17 protein-coding genes are annotated in these 25433 nt (G+C 62.2%); 9 read left to right on the top strand and 8 right to left on the bottom strand.

The annotated features are described in order from the left end of the window. Position 1 precedes the first annotated feature (1 nt). Positions 2–1825, top strand: a complete 1824-nt coding sequence (locus tag ABIB44_RS14255) for a hypothetical protein (RefSeq protein ID WP_354585319.1) — start codon at positions 2–4, stop codon at positions 1823–1825. Between the two features lie 218 nt (positions 1826–2043). On the opposite strand, the gene ABIB44_RS14250 is transcribed toward ABIB44_RS14255, so the two are convergent. The 3 genes from ABIB44_RS14250 to murI all read right to left on the bottom strand — a co-directional run bounded on the left by ABIB44_RS14250 (position 2044) and on the right by murI (position 5329). Continuing rightward, on the bottom strand, positions 2044–3687 hold the full coding sequence (locus tag ABIB44_RS14250) for a T9SS type A sorting domain-containing protein (protein ID WP_354585318.1): 1644 nt from the start codon (positions 3685–3687) through the stop codon (positions 2044–2046). Between the two features lie 125 nt (positions 3688–3812). Next, positions 3813–4259: a Rieske (2Fe-2S) protein gene (locus ABIB44_RS14245; protein ID WP_354585317.1), complete on the bottom strand. Its 447-nt coding sequence runs from the start codon at positions 4257–4259 to the stop codon at positions 3813–3815. Positions 4260–4474: 215 nt separating this feature from the next. Further along, the gene (gene murI, locus ABIB44_RS14240; RefSeq protein ID WP_354585316.1) at positions 4475–5329 is read right to left on the bottom strand and encodes a glutamate racemase; all 855 of its coding nucleotides are present in this window, start codon (positions 5327–5329) and stop codon (positions 4475–4477) included. Between the two features lie 118 nt (positions 5330–5447). Between murI and ABIB44_RS14235 the strand changes: the two genes are divergently transcribed. Next, positions 5448–5678 (top strand): hypothetical protein, encoded by a 231-nt coding sequence (locus ABIB44_RS14235; protein ID WP_354585315.1) that lies wholly within the window; start codon positions 5448–5450, stop codon positions 5676–5678. Between the two features lie 185 nt (positions 5679–5863). On the opposite strand, the gene ABIB44_RS14230 is transcribed toward ABIB44_RS14235, so the two are convergent. After that, a complete protein-coding gene (locus ABIB44_RS14230) occupies positions 5864–7561 on the bottom strand; it encodes a cellulase family glycosylhydrolase (protein ID WP_354585314.1) in 1698 nt (565 codons plus the stop codon). Positions 7562–7772: 211 nt separating this feature from the next. Continuing rightward, positions 7773–8459 (bottom strand): arylesterase, encoded by a 687-nt coding sequence (locus tag ABIB44_RS14225; protein WP_354585313.1) that lies wholly within the window; start codon positions 8457–8459, stop codon positions 7773–7775. 289 nt (positions 8460–8748) lie between these two features. On the opposite strand from ABIB44_RS14225, the gene ABIB44_RS14220 reads away from it, so the two are divergent. The 4 genes from ABIB44_RS14220 to ABIB44_RS14205 all read left to right on the top strand — a co-directional run bounded on the left by ABIB44_RS14220 (position 8749) and on the right by ABIB44_RS14205 (position 16752). Next, positions 8749–9441, top strand: coding sequence for an ABC transporter ATP-binding protein (locus ABIB44_RS14220; RefSeq protein ID WP_354585312.1), 693 nt, complete (start codon positions 8749–8751; stop codon positions 9439–9441). Positions 9442–9564: 123 nt separating this feature from the next. Further along, the gene (locus ABIB44_RS14215) at positions 9565–12096 is read left to right on the top strand and encodes an ABC transporter permease (RefSeq protein WP_354585311.1); all 2532 of its coding nucleotides are present in this window, start codon (positions 9565–9567) and stop codon (positions 12094–12096) included. 117 nt (positions 12097–12213) lie between these two features. Then, positions 12214–13617, top strand: a complete 1404-nt coding sequence (locus tag ABIB44_RS14210) for an amidohydrolase family protein (RefSeq protein WP_354585310.1) — start codon at positions 12214–12216, stop codon at positions 13615–13617. A 306-nt stretch (positions 13618–13923) separates the two neighbouring features. After that, positions 13924–16752, top strand: a complete 2829-nt coding sequence (locus ABIB44_RS14205) for an alpha/beta hydrolase family protein (RefSeq protein ID WP_354585309.1) — start codon at positions 13924–13926, stop codon at positions 16750–16752. Between the two features lie 179 nt (positions 16753–16931). On the opposite strand, the gene ABIB44_RS14200 is transcribed toward ABIB44_RS14205, so the two are convergent. Then, positions 16932–19028 carry a tetratricopeptide repeat-containing sensor histidine kinase gene (locus ABIB44_RS14200; RefSeq protein WP_354585308.1) on the bottom strand — a complete coding sequence of 699 codons (2097 nt, stop codon included), beginning with the start codon at positions 19026–19028 and terminating at the stop codon, positions 16932–16934. A gap of 449 nt (positions 19029–19477) precedes the next feature. On the opposite strand from ABIB44_RS14200, the gene ABIB44_RS14195 reads away from it, so the two are divergent. After that, positions 19478–20338: a DUF4240 domain-containing protein gene (locus ABIB44_RS14195; protein WP_354585307.1), complete on the top strand. Its 861-nt coding sequence runs from the start codon at positions 19478–19480 to the stop codon at positions 20336–20338. 101 nt (positions 20339–20439) lie between these two features. On the opposite strand, the gene ABIB44_RS14190 is transcribed toward ABIB44_RS14195, so the two are convergent. Further along, complete coding sequence (locus ABIB44_RS14190; RefSeq protein WP_354585306.1) at positions 20440–21534, bottom strand: Fic family protein; 1095 nt, start codon at positions 21532–21534, stop codon at positions 20440–20442. Between the two features lie 129 nt (positions 21535–21663). Next, the gene (locus tag ABIB44_RS14185; protein WP_354585305.1) at positions 21664–21969 is read right to left on the bottom strand and encodes a hypothetical protein; all 306 of its coding nucleotides are present in this window, start codon (positions 21967–21969) and stop codon (positions 21664–21666) included. A 486-nt stretch (positions 21970–22455) separates the two neighbouring features. On the opposite strand from ABIB44_RS14185, the gene ABIB44_RS14180 reads away from it, so the two are divergent. Both ABIB44_RS14180 and ABIB44_RS14175 read left to right on the top strand, forming a co-directional pair. Continuing rightward, positions 22456–23409: a hypothetical protein gene (locus ABIB44_RS14180; RefSeq protein ID WP_354585304.1), complete on the top strand. Its 954-nt coding sequence runs from the start codon at positions 22456–22458 to the stop codon at positions 23407–23409. 47 nt (positions 23410–23456) lie between these two features. Next, positions 23457–25373, top strand: a complete 1917-nt coding sequence (locus ABIB44_RS14175) for an ABC-F family ATP-binding cassette domain-containing protein (RefSeq protein ID WP_354585303.1) — start codon at positions 23457–23459, stop codon at positions 25371–25373. Positions 25374–25433 lie beyond the last annotated feature (60 nt).

The raw sequence follows: 25433 nt of genomic DNA, 5'->3' as shown, positions 1-25433 counted from the left end.
GTTGCCCGTTTTATCCCCTGCTCCTGCCCTATACTATGGCCTGCTGGCCGGCTGCCTGCTGCTCGGCCTCGGGCTGCTGGCTCTGGCCTGGCGACGGCCGCGCCAGCGGCAGCGCGCCGGGCGGATGCTCGCCGGCGCAGTGGCGGCCGGGGCGCTGTGGCTTACGGCGTTTCCGCCCCTGCGCCAGCTGCCCGCCGCCCGCGCCGAGGCCATTCTGCTCACCGAAGGCTACGCCCCCGATACGCTCCGACAGCTGCTGCGCCAGCTGGGGGCAGGCACACCAGTTTGGGCATTTGGCGATGCAGCACCAGCCGCCAAAGCGCGTTCGCTCGCCAGCCTGCTCACGCTGGCCGAGCAGCGGCCGGCCCTGCGCCGCCTGCACGTGCTGGGGCACGGCCTGCCCACCGCCGACCTGCCCATTCTGAGCCAAATGATGGTGAGCGAGCACCCTGGCACACCGGTAACGGGTTTTAAAACCGCCTACTGGCCCGCGCAGCTTTCCCTGGGCGAGGTACTGCAAATCGAAGGTGCGCTGGACCCGCTCAAAGGCCCGGGCCCGGCATGGGTTGTCCTGCGCGCGGCAGGTGGCGGGCGCGACTCCGTGCGGCTACTGGCGGGTGGCGACAGCTCCTTCCGCCTACGCTACCAGCCCAAAACAGCGGGGCTGGCTACTTACGAGCTGCTGCTGCGCCGGCCGGGTCAGCCGCCGCGCACCGAGCCGGTACCCGTCGAAATCACCACGCCCGCGCTGCCGGCGCTGCTGCTGCTGGCGGCTACCCCGTCGTTCGAGTTCAAGTTTCTGAAGAACTACCTGGCCGAAGCTCACTACCCGGTGGCCTTGCGCACCAGCGTGAGCCGGGGCCTAGTGCAGACCGACTTTGTGAACCAGCCCCGCCTGAACCTCGACCGCCTCACGCCCGCCCTGCTGGCCCGCTTCGCCGTGGTGGTGGCCGATGCCGCCACGCTGGCCGCGCTGTCTGGCACCGAAACCCAGGCTCTGCAGGCCGCCATTCGCAATGGCCGCCTAGGTCTTATCACCCTGGCCGAGGCCGCGCCACTGCCGCGCAATGCTCCCGCCCGAGCCGATTTTGCAGTGCTGCCCCGCCCCGCCCCCCCCGCCAACTTGCCCGCACTAACCTGGCCCGCTGCCCCCGGCGAAGCCCGCGCCCCGCTGCCCGCGCAGCTGCAGCCCCGACCCAATCTGCGGCCCCTCATCACCGGTCCCCAAAAAGCAGTGGCCGCCGCCAGCCGGCGCGTGGGGCTGGGTTTCGCGGTGGTATCGGTGGTGCCCGAAACCTTTCGATGGGGGCTGCAAGGGCACGCCGCCGTGTATGCTTCCTTCTGGAACCGGCTGCTGACGGCGGCCGTGCCGCCCGCCCCGGCCGAGGCGGTATGGCACGCGGGCAGCCGCTGGCCCCGGCCGGCTCAGCCGCTCACGCTGCACCTGGCGGCCGGAGCGTTTCCCACCACTTCGCCCACCGTGGCGGCGCTGGCCGGTGGCCCCGCCGTGCGCCTGGCCCTGCGCCAAGATACCCGCCTACCCGAGTGGAGCACGGCGCAGTTCTGGCCGGGCGCGCCGGGCTGGCATCAGGTGCGCGGCCCGGGCCGCAGCCGCCACAGCTTCTACGTTTACCCGGCCACCGCCTGGCCGGGGCCGGAGCTGCAGGCGCGCCAGCAAGCCGCTGAGCAACGGCATCTCGAAAGCCAAAGCGCAACAGCTTCGGCAGCCGCTCCGGAAACCGTGGCGGAACCGTGGCCGGCGGGGTGGTTTTTTGGGCTTTTTCTGCTGGCCGCCGGGTACCTGTGGCTGGAAGAAAAGCTTTAAATAACTGGACATAGCGCATCGTTGGGCAATTGATTTTACCCTATGCCAGGTGCTTCGCGGCGCTTGGCACCACGTTCTTTTGCTCGTTTACTTTGTCCTTGATTGCGCCTGCGCTACGCAACAACGCCAACTGCTGCAACAAAAAAGTCCCCGCACAGGCAGGGACTTTTTAATTTGTGCTACGCCATCATCAAGCCCAAATACTGGTGCGAACCTGATTAGTTGCGGGCAATACGGCGCACGGCCAGCGTGCTGCCCTGGCGTATTTCGAGCAGGTAAGTACCGCGTGCCAGCGAGGCCGGCAGCTGCACCTGATGGTCGGCTCCGAGCACGGCCGGGGCCAGTACCAGGCGGCCAGCCAAGTCGCGCAAGGCCACCGTGGCCGGGGCCGGATTGGGCAGCTCCAGCGTGAGGCGGTCGGTGGCCGGGTTCGGGAATACCGTGAGGCCGGGCAGGCCATTGGCAGCCAGCGTGGCCGACACTAAGTTGAAAGGAACCGCGCTGGTAGCCGTGCCGCCGGGCGTCATCACCGAGACAAGGCCATTGACACTGCCCGTGCCGCCGGGCACTACCAGCGTAATCGTGGTGGCGTTTACCACGGTGAAATTTGGCACCGCGAAAGACCCGATGCGCACCGCCGTCGCGCCCGTCAGGTTGGTTCCCGTAACGGTTACCGTGGTGCCGGGGCCACCGGTAGTTGGCGTGAAGCTGGTGATGGTGGGCGCGGCGACCGCTGCCGCCACCGGCGCAAAGGCAACCCCGCGAAACGATGAGTTGGTGCCCGGCGTGGCCAGCGCCATCGGGAATACCGTGCTGCTGGGCGCGGCGTTGTAGCCGGCGTTGTCGGAGAGCAGGTACAACCCGGCCGCACCGCTCACGGCCAGCGCCACGGTGGTGCCCGTGGTGCTGCCGTTCACGCCGCGGGCGGCCACACCAGTTACGGTGCCGTTCAGCCTCCAGGTGCCGCCCACCAGGCTCCACTTCTGGAGGCCGCCGTCGGGCGCGGCGCGGTCATCGGCCACGTACGCTACATCCACGCCGGGTACGGTGGCGCTCAGGTCGGCGAAGTAAAAGCCGTAGGAACTGGGGGTAGTGCCGCTGGTGGGCGCTGCCGAAGGGAAGCCCGGCAGCAGCGTGCCGGTCTGGCCGGCCGTAGTGGGCAGGCCGGCACCAATCTGGGTGAGGCCGTAGAACCCGCCCGAGCTGGTCGATGACGATACGTACAGGTTTCCGCCGAAAACGCCCGCCCCACGGTTGTTCGCGGGCGTAGCCGAAATCAAGACCGTAGCCGTGGCCGCCGGGTTGGCAAACGGCACGTAGCGCACCCCGCCGCTCGAACCCACGGCGTAGAAATAGCTGCCATCGGGGCTGGCAGCCGAACGGATGTTAACCGCCGTGGAGGCAGTACCGCCAAAGGCATCGCCCAGGCGCGTGCTCGTATCGACGGTGCCATCGGCCGCTACCCGGCCAATGACGCGGTTGTTGGCCGTTGCCGCCGTATTGGTGATAGTGGCCGTGCCCGGGGCGGCATCGTAGCCCGTGATGATGAGGTAGCGGCCATCGGCCGAACGGGTAAGCAGGGCATCGGAGCTCGATGAGCCCGTATTGGTGAGCGCCGCGTTGGTGCCGACGGTGGCCGTGGGCAGCGCGATGGTTTGCACCAGCGTACCGCCCGGGGTATATTCGAGCAGGTAGGTGGTGGTGGCCGTGCTCGAAAGCGCCGGCGTGGCCGTGGTGCCATCGCCCACGCGCACCACTACCAGGTTGCCGGGCGTGAAGGGGGCGGCCTGCGCCACGCCCGGTACCGCCGCGCCCAGCCAGGCCAGGCCCGCCAGCAAGCGCGTCGAGAATAAGTTCTTCATAGTAAAATGGTTAAGTTGATTGTGCTGCAATAACTACGCCCGGCGCGCCAGCAGATGGCCCACCCATTGGCCGGATTTATTCCGGCCCGGAAGGGGGAAAGTTACAACCAGCCCGCAAACCCCGCCTAACCGGTAATGCGCAGCGTGGCACCCATCTGGGCCACGGCGTACTGCTTGAGGCCGCGCGGCGCAGGCCCGCTGAGCACGGCCCCACCCACGTCGAACATCGCATTGTGGTTGGGGCAGATGAAGCGGCTCTGGCCTTGGTCGAAGTACACGGTGGTGCCCTGGTGGGGGCATGGTGCCTGCAGAGCCACGTACCCACCGGCGGCAGTTTTGGCCACAATCACATCGCGGGTCGAGTTATAGATATAGCCCACGGCCGCATCGTTGAGCGGGGTGCTGCTGCTGGCCGTCAGGTCCACGGTAAAATCGACGCTGCTGGCCCCCACCACGGGGTCGCTGGTTTTGCTGCCGCAGCCGCCCAGGCAGGCCGAAGCGAACAGCGCCGTGGCCCCGAAGCCAAAGAGCTGGAGAAAGTCTTTGCGGTTCATTTCGGAGGAATTTGCCATGGTCAGACGGTCAGAAGAAGTTAAATAGATAGGATTGCCCAGGTAACGTTGAGCCCGCGAAAAAAACAGGGCCAGCTGGTTTCAGCCCGACCACCACCAAAGTAGCGCCGGCCAATGGCCGGTTTGGTTCGACCACTGCCGGTGGCTCCCGCCATTACCAAGACCCGGGCCGCCGGCCAATGTTTAGTCGGTTGCCTTCAAAAAATCACGCCCGGCTATTCCCACAAAGGGTAGTGCTCCAGATGCACCTCCTGCTCGAAGAAGATGCGCGTGCTTTCCTCGAACGAGCGGGTGAAGTCGGACACGTAGAAATGGTGGGCCGGCGGGGTGGCGGCCACCGGGGCCAGCAGGCCGTTCGCGGCCAGGTAAGCTTCGGCTTCGGCCGCCACCACGTCGGAGGCATCGAGCACGTCGACGCGGCCGGCGTAGTAGCGCGCAATCTGCTCCTTGATGAGCGGGTAGTGGGTGCAGGCCAGCACCAGCGCGTCGATATCGGCCAGGGCGGCGTTGCTGAGATAAGTGCCGATGATGTCGTCGGAAATCGAGTTCAGAAAGAAGCCTTCCTCAATCATGGGCACCAGCAGCGGGGTGGCCAGCGAGTGCAGGTCCACGCCGGCATCGAGGTCATCGACCTTCTTTTTGTAGACGTTGGAGTTCACCGTCTGCTTCGTGCCGATGAGGCCCACCCGGCGGCCGGCGTAGGCCCGGCCCAGGTGCGCCACAATGGGGTCAATCACGCTCAGCACCCGGGCCTTGCTGCCCACGTACTCGCGCACCAGCTCGTAGGCGGCGGCCGAAGCCGAGTTGCAGGCAATCACAATCAGCTTGCAGCGCTGGCGCAGCAGCAGGTCGCAAATCTTCACGGAGTAGGCCTGAATAGCGGCGGCGCTCTTGTCGCCGTAGGGCAGGTGGGCCGTGTCGCCGAAGTATACGATGCGCTCGTGGGGCAGGCGGCGGGCTACGGCCCGCGCCACCGTGAGGCCCCCAATGCCCGAATCGAACATGCCGATGGGGCGGGCGGCGCGCGCGGCGGCCGTTTCGGCAGGGGCAGGGGCGGCGGGAGTTGTCATGCGGCAAAGGTAGCCGCCCGCCCGGGCTGCGAGTGCCCGGGACGCGGCAGCAAACATTAAACTTCCAAGGTTTTCTTAAAACCTCTCTATATTACCGCCCCACCACCGATTTGCCGCGATGAGCAGCCCCATACTTACCGAAATCGACCAGGCCCTGGCCCACCACGATGCCCGCCTGGGCCGGCCGGTGGCCATCTACCTCGGCGAGCGCAAGCTCACCCAGCTCACCCTCGATGCCGCCCGCGCCGCCCTGCCCGAGCTCAGCACCGATGCCGGCCGCCCCCGCACCTACCGCAACCTGGAGCTGCTGCGCGACGAAGTGAACCTCGACGCCGTACGGGTTATATAAAACCAGTTTGGGCTGAAAGCGCGGCTTCAGGCAGTCGGGCAAAAGTTGCCGTAGCAAAAAAGGCGGTCATGCTTGTCTGATGCCCGCCAACGCCAAGGGGCCACTCCGCTATTCGACTCCCAACCCACAACCGGCCCCGCCAGCAGTGCTGACGGGGCCGGTTGGCGTTCGGGCAGCAGGGGCTGCTACTCTTTTTCGAAACGGGTGCTGGTGGTGCGGCCCGCCTGCACCACGCGCAGCGTGTAAAGGCCGGGGGCCAGGTTGGCAACCGAGAGGGCGGCTTCGGAGGAACTGCCCGCCGGCAGCTGGCGGCTGAGCACCTGCACACCCCGGCTGTTGAACACGGCTACCTTAGCCGGCGCTTCCGCGTCGGGCAGGTACACCTGTAGCTGCTGGCGGGCCGGGTTGGGGTAGAGCGCGGCCCCGGCCGGGGCCAGGCGGGCAGCCGTAACCGTAGCTGGGGCAAATGTCCACCAGTTGATGTTGTAGCCCCCGGCCGGGACGGCAATAGCCACGTCCTGCTGGCCGGCCGCCAGGTACACCGTGGTGCTGATAGTGGTCCAGCTTTGCCAGCCGCCGGTGTTGGGCACCGCCACCGAGCCGATGATTTTGGTACCGGCGTTCTGCTCCAGCCGAATCTGGCCGCCGCCGTTGAGGCTGGCTACCCGGAATTGCAGCGTGTAGGTACCGGCCGCAGGGGCCGTAATGGTGTAGGCCATCCAGTCGCCGGGGTCGAGCCAACCGACGTTCAGGCCGCCACCCGCGTCGGTGGTGGGTTGGGTTTGCACTCCGGACATCGCGTGGTAGCTCTCGGCCTCTACTTTGGTGGCCGCGCCGCCGGTGGGCGGCGGTGGCGGCGGCGTAGTTGAGGCCGGCGTCCAGGTCTGAATGTAGCTTTTGGCCAGGCGGCCCGAGGTGGTCAGGTAGTTGTCGGACCAGGCCGCGGCGGGGTTGGTGCCGGGCACCAGGGCCGAAGCCGCCTCGGCCTTGTCGTTCAGGGCCCAGTTGCAGTGGCTGATGTTGTTAGTCCGCAGAAAATTCATCCATTCCTGGGTCGAGGTGGCGTCGATGGCCCCGGCCCCGCTGGCTTCGCAGGTGCCGTACTCGGTCACGAACAGGGCTACGCCGCGGCTGAGGGCCGTCTGGGCTTTGGCGCGCAGGTCGGCTTTGTGCGTGGCGGCATAAAAATGAAGCGTATAGGCAATGTTGGTGCCCGTGAGCGGGCTGCTGGCGGCCACGTCCACATCCTGCGACCAGGTGGGCGTGCCCACAATGATGAGGTTATCGGGGTCGATGGTCCGGATGGCGTTGGCCACGGCCTGGGCGTAGGGCCGTACCACGCCGGTCCACGACACTTGCAGGGGCTCGTTGTACACCTCGTAAATCACATTCGGTGAGTTGCCGTAGGTGCGGGCCATGTCCTGAAAAAAGGCGATGGACTGGGCCTGGTACTGCTCGGCGTGGTGGCTGTGCCAGTCGATGATGACGTAGAGCCCGGCCGCGATGCAGGCATCAACCACGGTTTTTACTTTGGCCTTTTCGCGGGCCGGGTTTTCGAGGTAGCCGCCGGCTTCATCCACTCCCATCGCCACCCGCACCAAGCTGGCGTTCCAGTTGTTTTTTAGCCAGCCCACCACGTTGGCGTTGTAATATTTCTCGCCGCCCCAGCCGTTGTTGCTCCAGAACAGGCTGTTGCCGGCCAGCCGCACCGGCAACCCGTTGCGGTCGAGAATGCGGTTGCCCTGCACCCGCAGCGCGCCAAACCGCGCCACCGGAGTCTGGGCCCGGGCCGGCGCGGTGCCCAGCATCAGCAGCCCAAACAGGGCGGCTCCCGACAGGGAAAGCAGCCACTTTCGGTCGAAAAAAGCAGAAAGTTGTTTCATAAAATGGAAAGGATGAGGTGAAAAATAAACCACTAAAAGTCAGGTTAACCAACCAATAGTAGTCTCAATTTAGAGCGCAAAGCGCATACCCACAGCCTTTTCACTGATTAGAAATATATTTCAACCCTGCAGCCAATATTTAAATAGATTTGTCCCACCGGCTTTGGGCAGAGCCATTCCCGCGTCCGGCCTGCGCGGCCAGTCAGCTGCGCTACTTCAGCAGTGGCCCGAGCGTGGCCCACACCGTGCGGGCCACGATGCGGTGCCCGGCCGGCGTGGGATGGATGCCGTCGGCCTGGTTCAGGTCGGGGTGGCCGCCCACGCCTTCGAGCAGGAAGGGAATGAGGACAAGGTGGTTTTTAGCGGCAACTTCCTGGAATACGGCCTTGAAATCGGCCGAGTAGGTCTGGCCCATGTTGGGCGGAATCTGCATGCCGGCCAGCACGATTTGCGCGCCGGGACTGCGGCGGCGCACCGTATCGACGATGCCCTGCAGGTTTTCGCGGGTGGCCGAGAGCGGCAAGCCGCGCAGGCCGTCGTTGGCCCCCAACTCCAGCACGAATACGTCGACGGGCTGCTTCAGAATCCAGCCCACGCGGCTGCGGCCGCCAGCGGTGGTTTCGCCGCTCAGGCCAGCATTGATGACTTCGTAGGGCAGCTTCAGGGAGTCGATTTTATGCCCAATCAAGCCCGCAAAGGCTTCTTCGGGCTCCACGCCGTAGCCGGCGGTGAGGCTGTTGCCGAAGAACAGCAGGCGCTTGGTGGCCGTTTTGGCTGCGGCCGGGGCAGTGGCCACCGGCGTAGCCGAAGCAGCCGGCTGCTCGGCCGTGGGGCCAGAATTGCAAGCGGTGAGGGCCACCCCCAGCAGGGCGGCGAAGGGTAAATGCAGGAATTTCATAAGCAGCGTTTGAGGCACGAAACCGTAAAGCCGGAAAACATGCCGACAGTTTCAACGTCTTAGGTAACGAACGGGCGGCGGCGCGGTTGTGTAGTGAGCTTTGAGCAACAAGAACGGTCGCATCACAAGAACGTCATGCTGAGCGTAGCCGAAGCATCTCTACCGCAGTAGTAATCAAGGCATGAAAACGAAGCGGTAGAGATGCTTCGGCTGCGCGGACGCCAGATGAGCATGACGTTCTTTTTTTCACTCCTCCCCGCCTACCCCCATTCCTTCCTACCCTAACCGAATGTCCATCCTCCGCGTCGATAACCTCACCAAAACCTACCCCAGCGCCGGCCAGCCCCTCACGGTGCTGCACGCCGTCAGCTTTGAACTGGCGGCCGGCGACACTTTCGCCATCGTCGGGCCTTCGGGCTCGGGCAAAACCACGCTGCTGGGCCTCTGCGCCGGCCTCGACCGCGCCACCTCGGGCAGCGTGTGGGTGAAAGACATCCGGCTCGACAGCCTAAGTGAGGATGAGCGCGCCGCCGTGCGCAATCAGCACGTCGGCTTCATTTTCCAGAACTTCCAGCTCCTGCCCACCCTCACGGCCCTCGAAAACGTGCTGGTGCCGTTGGAGCTGCGCGGCCAGCGCGGAGCCACAAAAACCGCCCTCGACCTGCTCGACCGCGTGGGCCTGGCCGCCCGCGCCGGGCACTACCCGGCCCAGCTCTCGGGCGGCGAGCAGCAGCGCGTGAGCCTGGCCCGGGCCTTTGCCAACCGCCCCGCCGTGCTCTTTGCCGACGAGCCCACCGGCAACCTCGACCCCGACACCGCCGAGCGCGTGGTGAATTTACTATTTGAATTGAACCGGGAGGCCGGCACTACCCTGGTGCTGGTAACCCACGATTTGGAGCTGGCCGCCAAAACGCAGCGCACGCTCCGGCTGCGGGGCGGCAAGGTGGTGGAGGAAGTACTGAGCAATGCCACCAACGCCTGAACAGTCATGCTGAGCTTGCCGAAGCATCTCTACCGCAGCAGTAAATGAATTACTTGCACGGTAGAGATGCTTCGGCAAGCTCAGCATGACGGTCTTTCATCATCTACCGACCTATTGCTAAAAATGAATAATACCTCCTGGCTTTTCCGCATGGCGTGGCGCGACAGCCGCCGCAGCCGGGCGCGGCTGCTGCTCTTCATGGCCAGCATTATCCTGGGCATCGCGGCGCTGGTGGGCATCAATTCCTTCGGCGACAACCTGGCCCGCAGCATTGCCGGGCAGGCGCGGGAACTGCTCGGGGCCGACTTGGTGCTGAGCGCCAACCAGCCTTTCGACACCAAGGTGGAACCGGCCCTGGCCAGGCTCGGCACGGCCCGCACGCGGGAAGTGTCGTTTGCGTCGCTGGTGCAGTTCCGGCCGGGCCGGGGCACGCGGCTGGCCCAGGTGCGGGCGCGGGATGGCGGTTTTTTCTACGGTGCCTGGGACACGGAACCGAAGGCTGCCGCCCAGCGCTTCGCCGATACCACGGCCGCGCCAGGAGCCCTGGTAGACGATGCGCTATTGGTGCAGTTCGGCGCTGAAATCGGGGATTCGGTGCAGGTGGGCAACATCGTGCTGCCCATCATCGGACGGGTGCTGAAGACGCCGGGGCAGTCGGGCATTACCACGGCGGTGGCTCCCACGGTGTTTCTGCCGCTGGGCCAGGTCACGGCCACCGGCCTGGTGCAGCGCGGCAGCCGCGTACGCTACACCCGCAGCTACCAGTTTGCGCCGGGTACCGACGTAGCGGCCATCGTCAAGCCCCTGCAAGCCCGCCTCGACGCGGCCGACATTGACACCGATACCGTGGCCAGCCGCCAGCAAAGCACCGGCCGCGCCTTCGCCGACCTCACCCGCTACCTGAGCCTGGTGGCTTTCGTGGCGCTGCTGCTGGGCTGCGTGGGCGTGGCCAGCGCCGTGAACCTCTACGTGCGTGAAAAGCTGGCCGCCGTGGCCGTGCTACGCTGCCTGGGGGCCAGCGGGAAACAAGCTTTGTTGATTTACCTGATTCAAACGGCCGGGCTCGGCTTCATTGGCGCGGTGCTGGGGGCGGGTCTGGGCGCGGCTGTGCAGGGGCTGCTGCCGCGGGTGCTGGGCGATTTCCTGCCGGTAGATATTACGGTGAGCATCTCGTGGCCCGCCATTGGCACGGGCCTACTCACGGGCCTGTTGATGGCCGTCCTCTTCGCGCTGCTGCCGCTGCTGAGCATTCGGCGCGTATCGCCGTTGCGGGTGCTGCGCACGGCGTTTGAGGACGACACGGCCGCCCCCGACCCAGTGCGGGGCGTCGTTATTGCCATCATTGACCTGTTCATTCTGGCCTTCGCATACGGCCAAACGCGCGACTGGAAGCTTACGCTGGGCTTCGGGGCGGGGCTGCTGGTGGCGTTTGGGGCGCTGGCCGGCTTGGGCCGTTTGCTGATGGCGGCCGTGCGCCGCTTCTTCCCCGCCGGCTGGGGCTACGTATGGCGGCAGGGCCTGGCCAACCTCTACCGCCCCCAGAACCAGACGCTCACGCTGGTCACGTCCATCGGGCTGGGCACGTTTTTGCTGGCCACGCTTTTCCTCACCCAGGCCATGCTACTGGGCCGGGTGCAGATTGCCGGCCAGAAATCAGCCGCCAACTTAGTCCTGTTCGACATTCAGCCCGAGCAGCGCGCCGGCGTCGAAGCCCTGCTGACGGCCCAAAAGCTGCCGGTGCTCCAGCGCGTGCCCATCGTGACCATGCGCCTGACGGCCATCAACGGCACGTCGGTTTCCATCATCAAAAAGGATACGGCGCGGGGCATCCCCGCCTGGGCCCTCACCCGCGAATACCGCGTGACCTACCGCGATTCGCTGAACTCTTCCGAAAAGCTCACCGCCGGCACCCGGCCCCTCATTGGTCCCGATAAAATTCCACGCATCTCGGTGGAGAGCGGCTACTTGGAGCGCGTCAAGCTCAAGCTGGGCGATACGCTCGATTTCAACGTGCAGGGCCTGCCGCAGCGCACCATCATCGGCGGCACCCGCGAAATTGACCGCAGCCGGGTGCAACCCAGCTTCCTGGTCATCTTTCCGGCCGGCGCGCTCGAAGGGGCCCCGCAGTTTCAGGTAGTCCTCACCCACACGCCCAACACCGCCGCGCTGGCGGCCGTGGAGCAAAAGCTCGTGCAGCAATTTCCCAACGTGTCGGCCATCGACCTGGGCCTGATTCTGACCACCCTGAACGACATCGTGGATAAAATATCCTTCGTGATTCGCTTCATGGCGGGCTTCAGCATCCTCACGGGCCTGCTGGTGCTCAGCAGCTCGGTGGTTATCAGCCGCTACCAGCGGGTGCGCGAGAGCGTGCTGCTGCGCACGCTGGGGGCCAGCCGGGCCCAGATACTACGCATCACGCTGGTCGAATACGGCCTGCTGGGCCTGCTGGCGGCGCTGGCCGGCATCGGGCTGGCGGTACTGGCAGCCTGGGCGCTGGCGGTGTTCGTGTTCGAGGCCAGCTTCGGGCCGGCCGTGTTGCCGCTGCTGGGCCTGGCAGCGCTGGTCACGGCGCTCACGGCGGGCATCGGCTTGTTCAACAGCCGCGACGTATTGCGGCGCTCGCCGCTGGAGGTGCTGCGGGCAGAGGGGTAAAACGGCAGGGTGAGCGACGGCCGCGACGCCGGCAAGGGCTGAGCGGGCTACTGGCCGTTGTGCGTCCTACCTTCGAGCCAGCCAGTGGGCTTGCTTCCGCACTTATCCGTTTTTCTTATGCCTGCCTTCATCCGATTCTCCCAACGGCTTTGCATTGCGCTGCTCCTCACGTCCGGCGCGGCACGGGCGCAGCAACTGACCATCGTGCACGCCAACGTGGTGGACGTGGCCACGGGCAACATTCGGCCCGACATGACGGTGGTCATTGCCGGCAAACGCATTGTCCGGGTGAGCCCTTCGGCTCGCGTCAACCCGAAGGTTGGAAAGGTGGTCGACGCCACCGGCCAGTACCTCATCCCGGGGCTCTGGGACATGCACACCCACGTTTATTTCGACGGGACGGCCGCTGCTGGCACCGACCTGATTCTGCCCTTATTTCTGGCCAACGGCATCACCGGCATCCGCGACATGGGCAGCGAGCTTGACTCAATATTGAAAGCCCGAGCCGATATCGCCGCGCACCGGCGGCCGGGGCCGCGCATGATAATAAGCGGCCCCATGCTGGACGGGCCAAAATCGCCCTACAAAGCCTCCATCGCCATTGCGACGCCCGAAGACGGCCGCCAGGCGGTGGACCGCCTCAAAGCGCGGGGCGTCGACTTCATCAAGGTGCAGTCGCTGGTGCCGCGCGAGGCTTATTTCGCCATCGCGGCCGAAGCGAAGAAAGTGGGTATGGCCCTGGACGGTCACGTGCCCGACGCCGTGCGCGCCACCGAGGCCCTAACGGCGGGCCAACGCTCCTTCGAGCATTTGATTGGCATTTTTGAAGCCAGCTCGACGGCCGAAGATGCCTACGTAACGGGCCAGGAAAAGTCGCCCGGCCGGCTGCTGGCTACCTATGATGCTCCGCGCGAGGCCGCCATTATTCGGCAATTGGCAGCCCACCCACAAGTGTGGCAATGTCCCACCCTGTACTGGGAACGGGGCCAGTGGCTGGTCGATTCGATTGATTGGAAGCAGGACCCCGACCTGGCCTACGCCGGCCACAACTGGGTGGCGCAGCGCTGGCCCAAAGCCCAGGCCAGCATCGTCCGCACCATGGACACCGAGCCGCTGCCGGTGCGCGCCCGCTTCGTGACCCACGAGCTCGACCTAGTGCGGAAGCTGCACGCGGCCCACGTGGGCTTTCTGGCTGGCACCGACACCCCGGCGGGCGTCGACCTGATTCCGGGGGCAAGCCTGCATCTGGAGCTGCAGCGCTTCGTGGCAGCCGGCTTCACGCCCCTAGAAGCCCTGCAAACCGCCACGCTCAACCCCGCGAAGTTTTTCAAGCGGCAGGTCGATTTCGGTTCCGTGCAGGCCGGCCGGCTGGCCGACCTCGTGCTGCTCAGCGCCAACCCGCTGGCCGATATTGCCAACACCCAGCGCATCGCGGGCGTGCTGGCCGATGGGCAATACCTCTCGCAGCAAGATTTGCAGCTGCTGAAGCAGCGATTGCAGCAGGTGGCGGCCGGGAAGTAGAAACGGTTTATAAGAACGAGGCAGGGACGCAATATTTTTTGCGCCTATTCGCATAGGAAATAAGAATACGGTCAGGCTGAGCGAAGTCGGAGCATCTCTACCGCGCAAGTAAATAATGACGCTGCAACGAAGCGGTAGAGATGCTTCGACTTCGCTCAGCCTGACGGCCTATCCGGACTCCTCCTTGGTGATAGGAAAGTTAGTACGGCATGGGGCAACGAAACTGCCTAATCTTCCGCAACCGACCCCATCGGGCTCAAAGCCTTGCGAAGAGCCGGAGTATATTTGGTCATAATCCATTTGCACATGCACAAGCACCTACTCCTATTTGTCAGCCTTTTTAGCCAGCTGCCCGCGCTGGCCCAACAGGCCCCCAAAAAGCCGCTCGACCATTCTGTTTATGACAAGTGGGAGAGCGTGGCCAACGCCAAAATCAGCCCTAACGGTCGGTACGTACTCTACCAGGTAAAGCCCCAGCAGGGCGACGGCACGCTCTACCTCAAAACCTACGACAACCGCCCCCTGGCCAGCATTAGCCGGGGCGACTCGGCGGCGTTTTCGGCCGATTCGAAGTTCGTGGTCTTCCCCATCAAGCCGCCGTACGCGCTGGTGCGGCAGGCCAAAATCAAGAAGAAAAAGCCCGACGACATGCCCAAGGATTCGCTGGGCGTATTCGCGCTTGAAACCGGTAAGCTCACCAAATACCCTAATGTGAAGTCGTGGCAGCTGGCCGAAAAAGCCCCGGTGCTGGCTTTCCTAGGTAATAAGCCGGTGCTGAAAGATGCCAAGTCCAAAGCCCCGGCCGATACGCTCAAGAAACTCACCGACGGCCTGCTCGATGCCAACAAAGCCGGTGCGCCCCTCACCGTGGTAAGTCTGCTGAACGGCAAAAGCCGCGAGTTCGTGTCCGTCACCGATTACCAAATCAGCAAGCCGGGCAACCGCGTGGCCTTTGCCGTGCTGGCCCCGAAAGGCAGCAAAGACGTGCAGTCGGGCCTGTTCGCGTTCGAGGTGGCAAGTGGCAGCATCAAAAAGCTGAGCAGCGGCAAGGGCACTTACAAGAACCTGGCGTTTGACGACGCGGGCCGGCAGCTGGCTTTCGCGGCCGAGAAGCACTCGGAAAAGGCGCTGGTGAAGCCATTTAGCCTGTATTACTCGGATTTTGGGGCTGACTCGGCGGCGATTGTAATGCGGCCTGGTGACAAAGCGCTGAAGGCGAACTGGTCGCCGAGCGGCTTCGGCAAAATCATGTTCAGCGAAAACGGGGAGAAGCTATTTTTCGGCACCGCGCCCGACCCGCTGCCGCAGGACACCACGCTGGTGGACTTTGAGCACGCCAAGCTCGACATCTGGAACTACAAGGACGACTACCTACAGCCTATGCAGCTGAAAACCCTAAAGAAGGATTTGCAGCGCAACTATCTGGCCGTCATCTACCCGAAGCAGGGCAATAAGTTCGTGCAGCTGGAAGACGAGTACCTGCGCGACTCCTACCTAGCCGACAACACCAACGCCGAATACGTGCTGGCCACTACCGACACGGCCAAGCGCATCTCACTACAGTGGGAAGGCAACACCCGCAAGCAGGCCTACCTCGTGTCGACGCGCACCGGCCAGCGCGTGGCCATCAACCCGAAAGCCTCCAAGAGCCGCTTCCAGATTTCGCCCCACGGCGACTACGCCCTGTGGTACGACGACGCGGCCAAGGCCTGGTTTGCCTACTCGGTGGCCACCCGCCAGACCGTAAACCTGACTCAGAAAACCGGCGTGAGCTTCGCCGATGAGGAGAACGACTCGCCCACCGACCCCGAGCCTTACGGCGTGGCCGCCTGGACCAAGAACGACGAAGCCGTGCTGCTCTACGACCGCTACGACATCTGGAAAATCAATCCCAAAACCGGCCTGGCCAGCAACTTCACCGCCGGCCTGGGCCGCCAGCAGAAGCTGCGCTTCCGCTACCGCCTGCCGGTGGAGAAGCAGAAGTTTATCGAGCCCAAGGATGAGCTGATGCTGCTGACGCAGAACGACGTAACCAAGGAATGGGGCTACTACCGCAAGCCCATTGGCAGCCCCAAAGCGCCCGAGCGCCTGGCCATGGCCCCAATGGCCTACTCGAACGTGGAGCAGGCCAAAAATGCCCGCCGCTACGTCTACACCAAATCGAGCGTGAGCCAGCCGGCCGACGTGTACGTGAGCGCCGACCTGCAAAAGGAAACCAAGCTCAGCGCCATTAATGCCCAGCAGAAGGATTACAACTGGTTCACGGCCGAACTGGTGCACTGGACTACCCCGCAGGGCCACGCCGCCACCGGCGTGCTCTACAAGCCCGAGGGTTTTGACCCGGCCAAGAAATACCCGATGATTTCGTACTTCTACGAGAAGCTGTCGGACGGCATCTATCGCTACCAGGCCCCCGCTCCGTCGCCGTCGAAGCTCGACATTGCGATGTTTGCCAGCAACGGCTACCTCGTTTTCACGCCCGACATCAGCTACACCGTGGGCGAGCCCGGCCCCTCGGCGGTGGAATACATCAACTCCGGCGTGGAAGCGCTAAAGAAGAATAGTTGGGTTGATGCCGCCCACCTGGGCATTCAGGGCCAAAGCTGGGGCGGCTACCAGGTGGCCTACCTCATCACCCAAACCAACATGTACGCCGCCGCCTGGGCGGGGGCGCCCGTCGTGAACATGACCTCGGCCTACGGCGGCATCCGCTGGGAATCGGGCATGAGCCGGCAGTTCCAGTACGAGCGCACCCAGAGCCGCATTGGCGGCACCCTTTGGGAAAAGCCTGACCTCTACATCCGCAACTCGCCGCTGTTCTCGCTGCCCAAGGTGCAGACGCCGGTGGTCATCATGTCGAACGATGCCGACGGGGCCGTGCCGTGGTACCAGGGCATCGAGATGTTCACCGACCTGCGCCGGTTGGGCAAGCCCGTGTGGCTGCTGCAATACAACGGCGAGGCCCACAACCTGGTGAAGCGCGAAAACCGCAAGGACATCTCCATCCGCGAGCTGCAGTTTTTCGACCATTACCTCAAAGGCCAGCCCGCCCCCGTGTGGCTCAGCACCGGCGTGCCCGCCGTGGAAAAAGGCCGCAACTGGGGCCTGGAAACGTCGAAGGGTAACGGCTTGTAGAGACGCATGCGTCGCTAGAACAACAATAATCAGAACGTCATGCTCATCTGGCGTCCGCGGAGCTGAAGCATCTATACTGCAACACTAAATTCTGATAATTTTATTAGTTACGTGGTAGAGATGCTTCGACAAGCTCAGCATGACCGCCTCTTTTGCTACGTTTACTGCTGCACGACTACTTAGCCAACGTCTTCAGCTGCAACTGCTTTCTCCTGCTGGATGCTTTGTAAATCGGTTAGCTCAGCCCCGGTAGCCTCACTGGGCAGGCTAATCGTGAGCTCCGTAAACTGGCCTTCTTTCGAAGCAACGGTTAGGGTGCCGCCATGCGTTTGGGTCACAATGCCATAGCTCAGCGATAAGCCCAGCCCGGTACCTTCGCCCGGCGGCTTTGTGGTAAAAAACGGCTGGAATATTTTGGCCTGCAGCTTTTTAGGAATGCCCGTCCCGTTGTCGCGCACCCGGATTTCCACCGCGTGGCCCGAGGCCGCACGGCGGGTGCTCACCACCACCGTGGGCTCGTAGCTGGCCGGCCCACCAGCGGCAGTGGCAGCCAACGCCCGTTGGCGCACGGCATACAAGGCATTGGCGCACACGTTCAGCAGCACGCGGCTCAGGTCCTGCGCCACCACCGGCACCAGCCCAAGCTTCGGGTCGAGGCGGGTGTGCAGGAACGCATGAAACGCGTGGTCGGAACCACAGAGGTTCTGGTAAGCCAGCGTCAACGCCTCCTCCACCAGGGCATTGAGGTCGGTGGGGAGCCGCGGCGCGGGGCCATTACGCGAGTGCTCCAGCATGGTCTTCACAATAGCTGATGCCCGCTGGCCGTGCTGCCGAATTTTTTCCTGGTTGAGCTGCACATCCGTGGCCAGCGCCTCCAATGCCTGGCGGTCCAGCACCGGGCGGCTTATTTCGGCGTGCAGCTCCGCGGTCAGCTCCGCGCTAACGCCCGCGAAATTGGCGACAAAATTCAGGGGATTTTGCAGCTCGTGAGCAATACCGGCGGTGAGCTCGCCCAAAAAAGCCAATTTCTCGCGCCGCATCAATTGGTCCTGGGCCGTTTTGAGGTCGGCCAGGGCCTTGCGCAAGGCGTCGCGATGGGCCGCCAGGTTCCTGCTCCAGGTATAGAGCTGCTGGTTGGCCTGCTGCTTCAGGCGGTTGTTGCGCCACAGCAGCAGCAGCAGGGGCACGGCCGCCAGCAGGGCCGCAACCAGGGCCAGCTGGCGGCGTTTGGCGGCGGCAAGCCGCTGCTGGTCGGCCAGCTCGTCTTCGCGCAGCCGCTCGCTAAGCTCCAACGCCTGCACCTGGGCCATCTTGGCCAGGCTGAAAAGATTTTCCCGGGTGGTGCTGGCCAGGGTCAGGTACCGGAAGGCCGCGGCATTGTCGCGCCGGGCCGCATAGGCCGCGGCCAAAAACTGGCTGGCCTCCAGAATGCCTTTTGGGTAACGGCCCTGCTGCCCGGCCGCCAATGCCTGTTTGGCAAAGTACAGGGCCGAGTCGGCGCGAGCTCCGCCCAGGCGCGCAAACAGCCGGGCTTCGCCCAGATACGCCCGGCACAGGGCAAAGGTGATGCGCCCACTTCGGGCCCGCCGGATGCTGTAGCGGTAGTAAACCTGCGCCACCTGCGGGTTGCCCAACGCTTCATATACGTTGCCCAACATGGCGGCATCGCCCACTTCACTGGTCAGGTCGTGCTCGCGCGCATCCAGCACAAAGCCTTGCTTGAGGTAGATGAGGGCCGAGTCCAGCTGGTGAAGCTGCTCGTACACATTGCCGATGTTGCCCATTACCCGCGTCAGGAGCTTGACGTTGTGGCTTTTTTCGGCCACGGTTTTAGCCCTGAAAAAATAAGCCAGGGCCGGGCGGCTGTTGCCCTGCTCCCAGTAGAAGAAGCCCAGCGCGTTGAGGGCCCGGCCCAGCAGTGCCGGGTCGCGCAAGGCCTCGGCCAGCCGCAGCCCCTGAAGCGAGATTTGCAGCGCCGCCGGGTAATTACCGGCCTCCCGGAACCCGGAGCCCAGCCGCACCAGCGCCCACCCCTCGCCCCGCCGAAACTGCAGCTGCTGGGCGAGCTTTAGGGCTTGCTTGCCGTAATTGATGGTGGCCAGCGGGTCGGTTTGCGTGAGCTCGAAGGCCAGCTGGGTTAGCAGCAGCACCCGGGCCGTATCGGCCGGGGCCGTCTCCAACGCCAGTCGGAGGCTGTCTGTCCGGCCCATCGGCGGGGCCGCAGGCCCGAAGGTGGAAACGAACCAACACAGGAAAAGCGCGCAGAACGTAGTCATTGCGATAAGCAGAAGCACTCGGGTAAGCAACCATCACCGTCACCAAGAGCCCGGCAAAAAATCGGTGTTCCGTGCTTGGCCGCGCACACCGGCAGTCCGTCCTCGTTCAGACAGGCCTCCCTCTCGAAGCCGTCTGCAGTATTCCCACTACCGACTCACAGTCGATATGCTGTATAAATATACCGATTTTTAAATGAATAATTCTGACAACAACAAATCGGACATCCGTTTCCTGCTACGTCTACACCGCACTTGGCTAGTTCCTCAACACTCCCGGCAGTTCCAGCTGCGCAGTCTGTTCGTTCAGTGGTGCCATTGCGGGCCCTGCATTGGAGAGCAGTTGTTTTCAAATTATTCGCCCCCGCTGCGACGGGCAGGGGCGGGGGCCGCGGGAGGGGCTCAAGTTTCTTTTAGATTATGTTTGGCATTCAGATTCCTTAGCCACACAGATGCAACAGAAGCTATTTTTTCAGGACGCTACCTCAAACAAGTTTTGGACAGCCGAAGCCGATGGCACCAATCAAATTATCTCATTTGGTGCAGTAGGCACGCAAGGCCGCCGGTCTGAAAAGCAGTTTATAAATGCTGAAGCTTGCTTAGCTGACACCGAAAAGCAAATCAAGCAGAAAATCAAAAAGGGCTATGTCAAACTTGCCGAAAACGAAGTAATCCCAGAAAAACAAGCTTCATCACCTGACGAAGTTGGTCAGCAATTCTTCTGGCGCATCATCGAGAAATCAAACAAAAAGCGTCATGCTGACTGGTCAGAATATGATACGGAAGAGCACATTGAGAATTTAGCGGAATTACTTTCCAAAAGCGGCAAGCAGAAGCTGATTCAATTTGAAAAGCAACTTCAGATTTATTTGAATCAACTCCACACCGCTGAAATAGCAGAATTATCAATCATCCTGGAATGTGATTTTAAGAAAGTAAATGAAACCATCATTTTTGACGACAGCTTGTCGGATGACGGTTTTATCTACTTCCGCTGCTGGCTATTACTGAAGGGACAGGAATTCTTTACCGAAATAAGCCAAGACATAAATGCACTGGTTAATGGTAAATACAGTTTCAATGTAGGTGACACTTGGGGCGAAGGTTTGCTTTACGTAGCCGATGAAGCTTATTCTGTCAACCACGATAATGAGGATGATTCAGAAATAAGGGATGCCGTATCCGAGCAATTTCCCGAAGTCGTTCATTATGATTCGATGGAAAGGGTAATGAACCGCGAGCCCAAAGGCGGCGCTGAATTACAGACCATGTATCCCAAGCTTGTGGAAGAAATAGTCCGCGTCAGAAGCTAACTGCGATTATCGCCATTACGGCTTGCGAATAGCACCCCGCCCGCCCCGGCCGTACCTTTGCGGCCTATGAATCTGTTATCCGCCGAGAACATCCTGCAGCATTACGCCAGCCGGTAGCTGGTACTGCGCCCTCCGGCTGCTTCCTGCACCAGCACCTGCTGCGTCACCAGTCCCTGAATGTCGCGCCCGGCCGTATCCTGCGAGCATTTGGCAATCGTCGCCCATTTAGATGAGGTGAGCTTGCCCTCGAAACCATCGAGTAGCAGGTTGAGGAGCTTTTGCTGCCGGGCATTAAATAGTTTCGGCGCGTTCTGCTCCCAGAACCGGGCTTTGTCCAGCACCTTCGCGAGGGTTTGCTCGGTGGCCGCCAGCGCCCGGCCCAGGCAGCCTAAAAACCATTCCAGCCACGCCGTGATATCCAGCCCGCCTTTTTGCGTTGCCTCCAGCTGCGCGTAATAGTCGGCACGCTCCACCCGGATTTGGGCCGACATGCTATAAAAGCGCTGCGCCGTGCCGTCGGCCCGCGCCAGCTGCAAGTCGGTGATGGCCCGCGCCAGCCGCCCATTCCCGTCCTCGAACGGATGAATGGTGACGAACCACAAGTGCGCCACCGCCGCTTTGAGCACGGCGTCCACTTCGGCTGCCCCATTGAACCAGACCAGAAACTGCTGCATCTCGGCCGCGACTGCATCGGCTTCGGGCGCCTCAAAATGGACTTTTTCCCGCCCCATTGCACCTGACACTACCTGCATCGGCCCTTTGCCGCCCGTGCGCCACGCTCCTACCGCAATGCGCTGCAAGCCGCTGCGCCCCGCCGGAAACAGCGCCGCCTGCCAGCCAAACAGCCGCTCCGCCGTCAGCGCCTGCCGGAACTCCTGGGTGGCGTCGAGCAGCATTTCCACCACGCCTTCCACGCGCCGCTCGGCTGGCACCAGTCCGGCCACATCCAGCCCCAGCCGCCGGGCCAGCGAGGAGCGCACCTGGTCAGCCGGCAGGTGTTCACCTTCGATTTCGCTCGATTTTAGCACGTCCATCGTGAGGGTTTGAAGCGTTGCCTCAGCCTGCACCGCAAAGCCCCGCGCCTCCATCTGACCCAGCACGCGCCCTTGCTGGTGCCGCACGGCCCCCAGCAGCGGCTCCAGCCGCGCCGGCTGCCAGGTGAAGTGGGGCCACTCGGGGCGCCGGTAGATGTACATGGCTATTCTCCGCAGGTATTGCGGCGAATGTATGGATTATTCTCCGCATCCGCCCCTGCGCCCCCGCCGCGACGGGCCGTGTCGGCAGCCGCTGGTGGGGCTTAAGAATCAAGACGAGACTTCAATTGCTTAACGGCTTTTAACAGCTTGGGCATGATACTTTACCACAAATTCTTTAGCCTCCTGCATATTCTCTGGGTACTTAATAAAATCTCCTCCAGCAGGAGTTGCATAGATATGGTTGAAATAGAAGCCGTGGTCGACAAGGAATTTGACCATATCCCACTTTTCTTTTTCCCTTTTCTTTGGTGGCCGAAAGCGTTGTGATAATATTTCCAATGAGTGACCACATTCCGGGCACTTTGTTGGCCCTTTAGTGCCGAAAGGCGCGTTAAAGGCTTTTTGGCAAATGAAACAAACGTGTTTGGCTCCCATAGAAACGCATAGTTTTATTTACCTGATAGTATGGATAATCAACTTTACAATTGTTATCCCTAAAGCTGGGAAAACGCATGTAACGGCTAGAATGAGAGCAAGGCTGAAGGATTCGAACATGACTCGTATGCCCAATTCTGGATATAATAGTCGTCGAATGCCATATATGATTGCCGACACGATAAATGTTCCTATGAACATCACTCCAAAAAAAGCCAGACAATAATATAGTGCCTTCACATCCATTCAAACGAAGTCATACCAATACAGTGGAAGGTACGCGCAAGCTGTGATACACCAAGACTCCGTCAGCGGTGTACTTGCATAAACCCACCCAACCCCGCCCGCCCCGGCCGTACCTGCTGCGGCTGGTGATACTGCCCAGTGCCCCCTCGTTAGCCCCCCCCGCCCCCGCCGCGACGGGCCGTGTCGGCAGCCGCTGATGGGGCGACAGATTCAAAGAATCAGGAATGCTTACTTTGCATCATGCATTTCCTTCCTAAACAGGCTCAAATCTCGCTTTTAAGCTTATTTCTGCTGACTGGCTGCCACGACAAAGCGACTGACAAAACGCAAAGTGTTACCAAGTCACTTACTGCTATTGATTCAGTGACTTCGCTTCGCCCGGCGGCTACACCAGTCACTTCCGCAGCCGACGCTATTGCCCAGCGGATGCGGCCACTTTTGGGTGGCGCATGGCTAAACACCACGTACGCCGCTTATTTGCAGAAAACCCATTCACCCCGGCAAGCCCACGGGCATTGGGACATTAGCGGCATTACGGAAATACTGATTGACCCACTGTCTTTCAAAGACGACAGTATGGCTGTCGCAATAGGCGCTGCCAATCATGAAGGACTTCCTTTGCGCTATGTTCACCTCCGGGAGAGCACGGCAGCTAATTCATGGCCCACTACATCTAATGCCGAGGAAGTTGGGGATGGCCTGCTTGAAATAAACCTTCGACACCAAATTCACAACGCAGATACGCTATTGTATCTCGACCAACGAAACAAAAGAACGGGACGTGTTACAACTACCGCATTTCGGCGGTTGAGCGACTCCTCCGGCGCGGGCGCGGCACTTCAAAGCCCGCCACTTCAAGTCCCATTATCTCGTTTTGTCAACGGTCTGAATTTTACTGGCACACATTCAATGACAGATTCTGCCGGTCATGTTTCTTCCGTGCATTTCACGGCAGATGGAAATGTGCAGGGTTTGCCAGGGCACAAAACATATCAAGTGAATACTGATTTTGAAGGGCCATTCCACGAACTCGATACTGTGTTTTTAGATATCTACCAAAAAACGCAATATGAGTTAGCCTTTGCGACGAACGGTGATACCGTCCGGCTTTACGCTGTGCATGATGACACGGCTACTTACAAGCGACAACGCGGGCGCTTACGCTACACACTAATTCGCAAAAGCCGAAATTAATGGTGAGGGCAAAAGCCCCGCCCGCCCGGGCCGTACCTTTGCGGCCTATGAATCTGTTATCCGCCGAGAACATCTCGAAGAATTACGCCGACCGCTGGCTGTTTCAAAACCTCAACTTCGGCCTGCAACAAGGGCAGCGCGTGGCCTTTGTGGGCATCAACGGCACCGGCAAAACCACGCTCATGCGCGTGCTGGCCGGCCTCGAAAACCCCGATACCGGCTCGGTGAGCGTGCGCAAGGGCATCCGCGTCACCTACCTGGGCCAGCAGCCCGTGTTCGACGAAAGCCTGAGCGTGGAGGAAACCATCTTCGCCAGCCAGAACGACACGCTCAAGGCCATCCAGGAGTATGAGCACGTCATCAACGACGCCGACCACAAGCCCGACGACCTCCAGCGCGTGCTCGAACGCATGGACGCCCTCAACGCCTGGGACTACGAGGCCCAGGTGCAGCAGATTCTGGGCCGCCTCGGCATCCTCGGCGACCTGCTGCAGCGCAACGTGAGCATGCTCTCGGGCGGGCAGCGCAAGCGCGTGGCCCTGGCCCGCGTCCTCATCGAAGAGCCCGACGTGCTGCTGCTCGATGAGCCCACCAACCACCTCGACCTGGCCACCATCGAGTGGCTCGAAAACCGCCTCTCCTCCCCCACCCTCACCCTGCTGATGGTGACCCACGACCGGTACTTTTTGGACAGCGTGGCCAATGAAATCGTGGAGCTCGACAAGGGCCAGATGTACCGCTACCAGGGCAACTACGCCTATTTCGTGGAGAAAAAGGCCGACCGCGAAATGCGCGAAACCGTGGAAGTGGAGAAGGCCCGCCAGCTCTTCAAAAAGGAGCTGGACTGGATGCGCCGCATGCCCCAGGCCCGCGGCACCAAGCAAAAAGCCCGCATCGATGCCTTCTACGTGACCAAGGAAAAGGCCAGCACCAACCTCAACACCCAGCAGATTGAGTTGAGCGTGAAAACCACCCGCCAGGGCGGCAAAATCATCGAAGCCCACCACCTTACCAAGAAATTCGGCGACCTCACCGTGCTCGACGATTTCAACTACGTCTTCAAGAAAAAGGACCGGATTGGCCTGGTCGGCCCCAACGGCGTGGGCAAATCCACGCTCATGAACATGCTCACCGGCAAGCTCCAGGCCGATTCCGGCACCATCGAGGTGGGCACCAACACTGTGTTTGGCTACTACACCCAGACCGAGCTGGAATTCGACCCCACCCAGCGCGTCATCGACATCGTGAAGGAAGTAGCCGAAGTGGTGGAGCTCGCCAACGGCGACGTGCTCACCGCCAGCCAGTTTCTCAACCTGTTCCTGTTCCCGCCCGCCCAGCAGTACACGCTGGTGAGCAAGCTGAGCGGCGGCGAAAAGCGCCGCCTGCAGCTGCTGCGCGTGCTCATCAAGAACCCCAACTTCCTCATTCTCGACGAGCCTACCAACGACCTCGACCTGGGCACGCTCAATATCCTGGAAGACTTCCTTATGCATTTCTCCGGCTGCCTGCTCATCGTCAGCCACGACCGGTACTTCCTCGACCACCTCGCCGAGCACCTCTTCGTGCTCGAGCCCGGCGGGGCCATCCTCAACTTCCCCGGCAACTACACCGACTACCGCGAGTACCTCGAAGAGCGCGAAACCGAAGCCGCCCTACTTGAAGAGGAAAAGGCCGCCAAAGCCGCCCGAGCCGCCGCCAAGCTGGCCGCGCCCATGGCCGTGAGCACCGCTGTAGCGCCTTCTCCCCAGAAGCGCCGCGCCACCTTCGCCGAGAAAAAGGAGTACGAGCAGCTCGAAAAAGCCATGGCGACTTTGGAAACCGAAAAGGAGGATATCACCGCCAAGCTGAACGGCGGCAACGGCTCGCCGCAGGACTTCGCGGCCTGGGGCGCGCGCTTACAGGCCATTGAAAAAGAGCTGGGCGAGAAGGAAGAACGGTGGCTGGAGTTGGCGGAGTTGGGGTAAGCGACTCCTTAGCTAGCTTGAAACAAACAGGCCGCCGCGAGTATATCGCGGCGGCCTGTT

Source organism: Hymenobacter sp. UYCo722 (assembly GCF_040547115.1).
GTDB lineage: Bacteria > Bacteroidota > Bacteroidia > Cytophagales > Hymenobacteraceae > Hymenobacter.
Note: the sequence above shows the minus strand (reverse complement) of the source record. Positions and strands in the feature narration are given on the sequence as shown.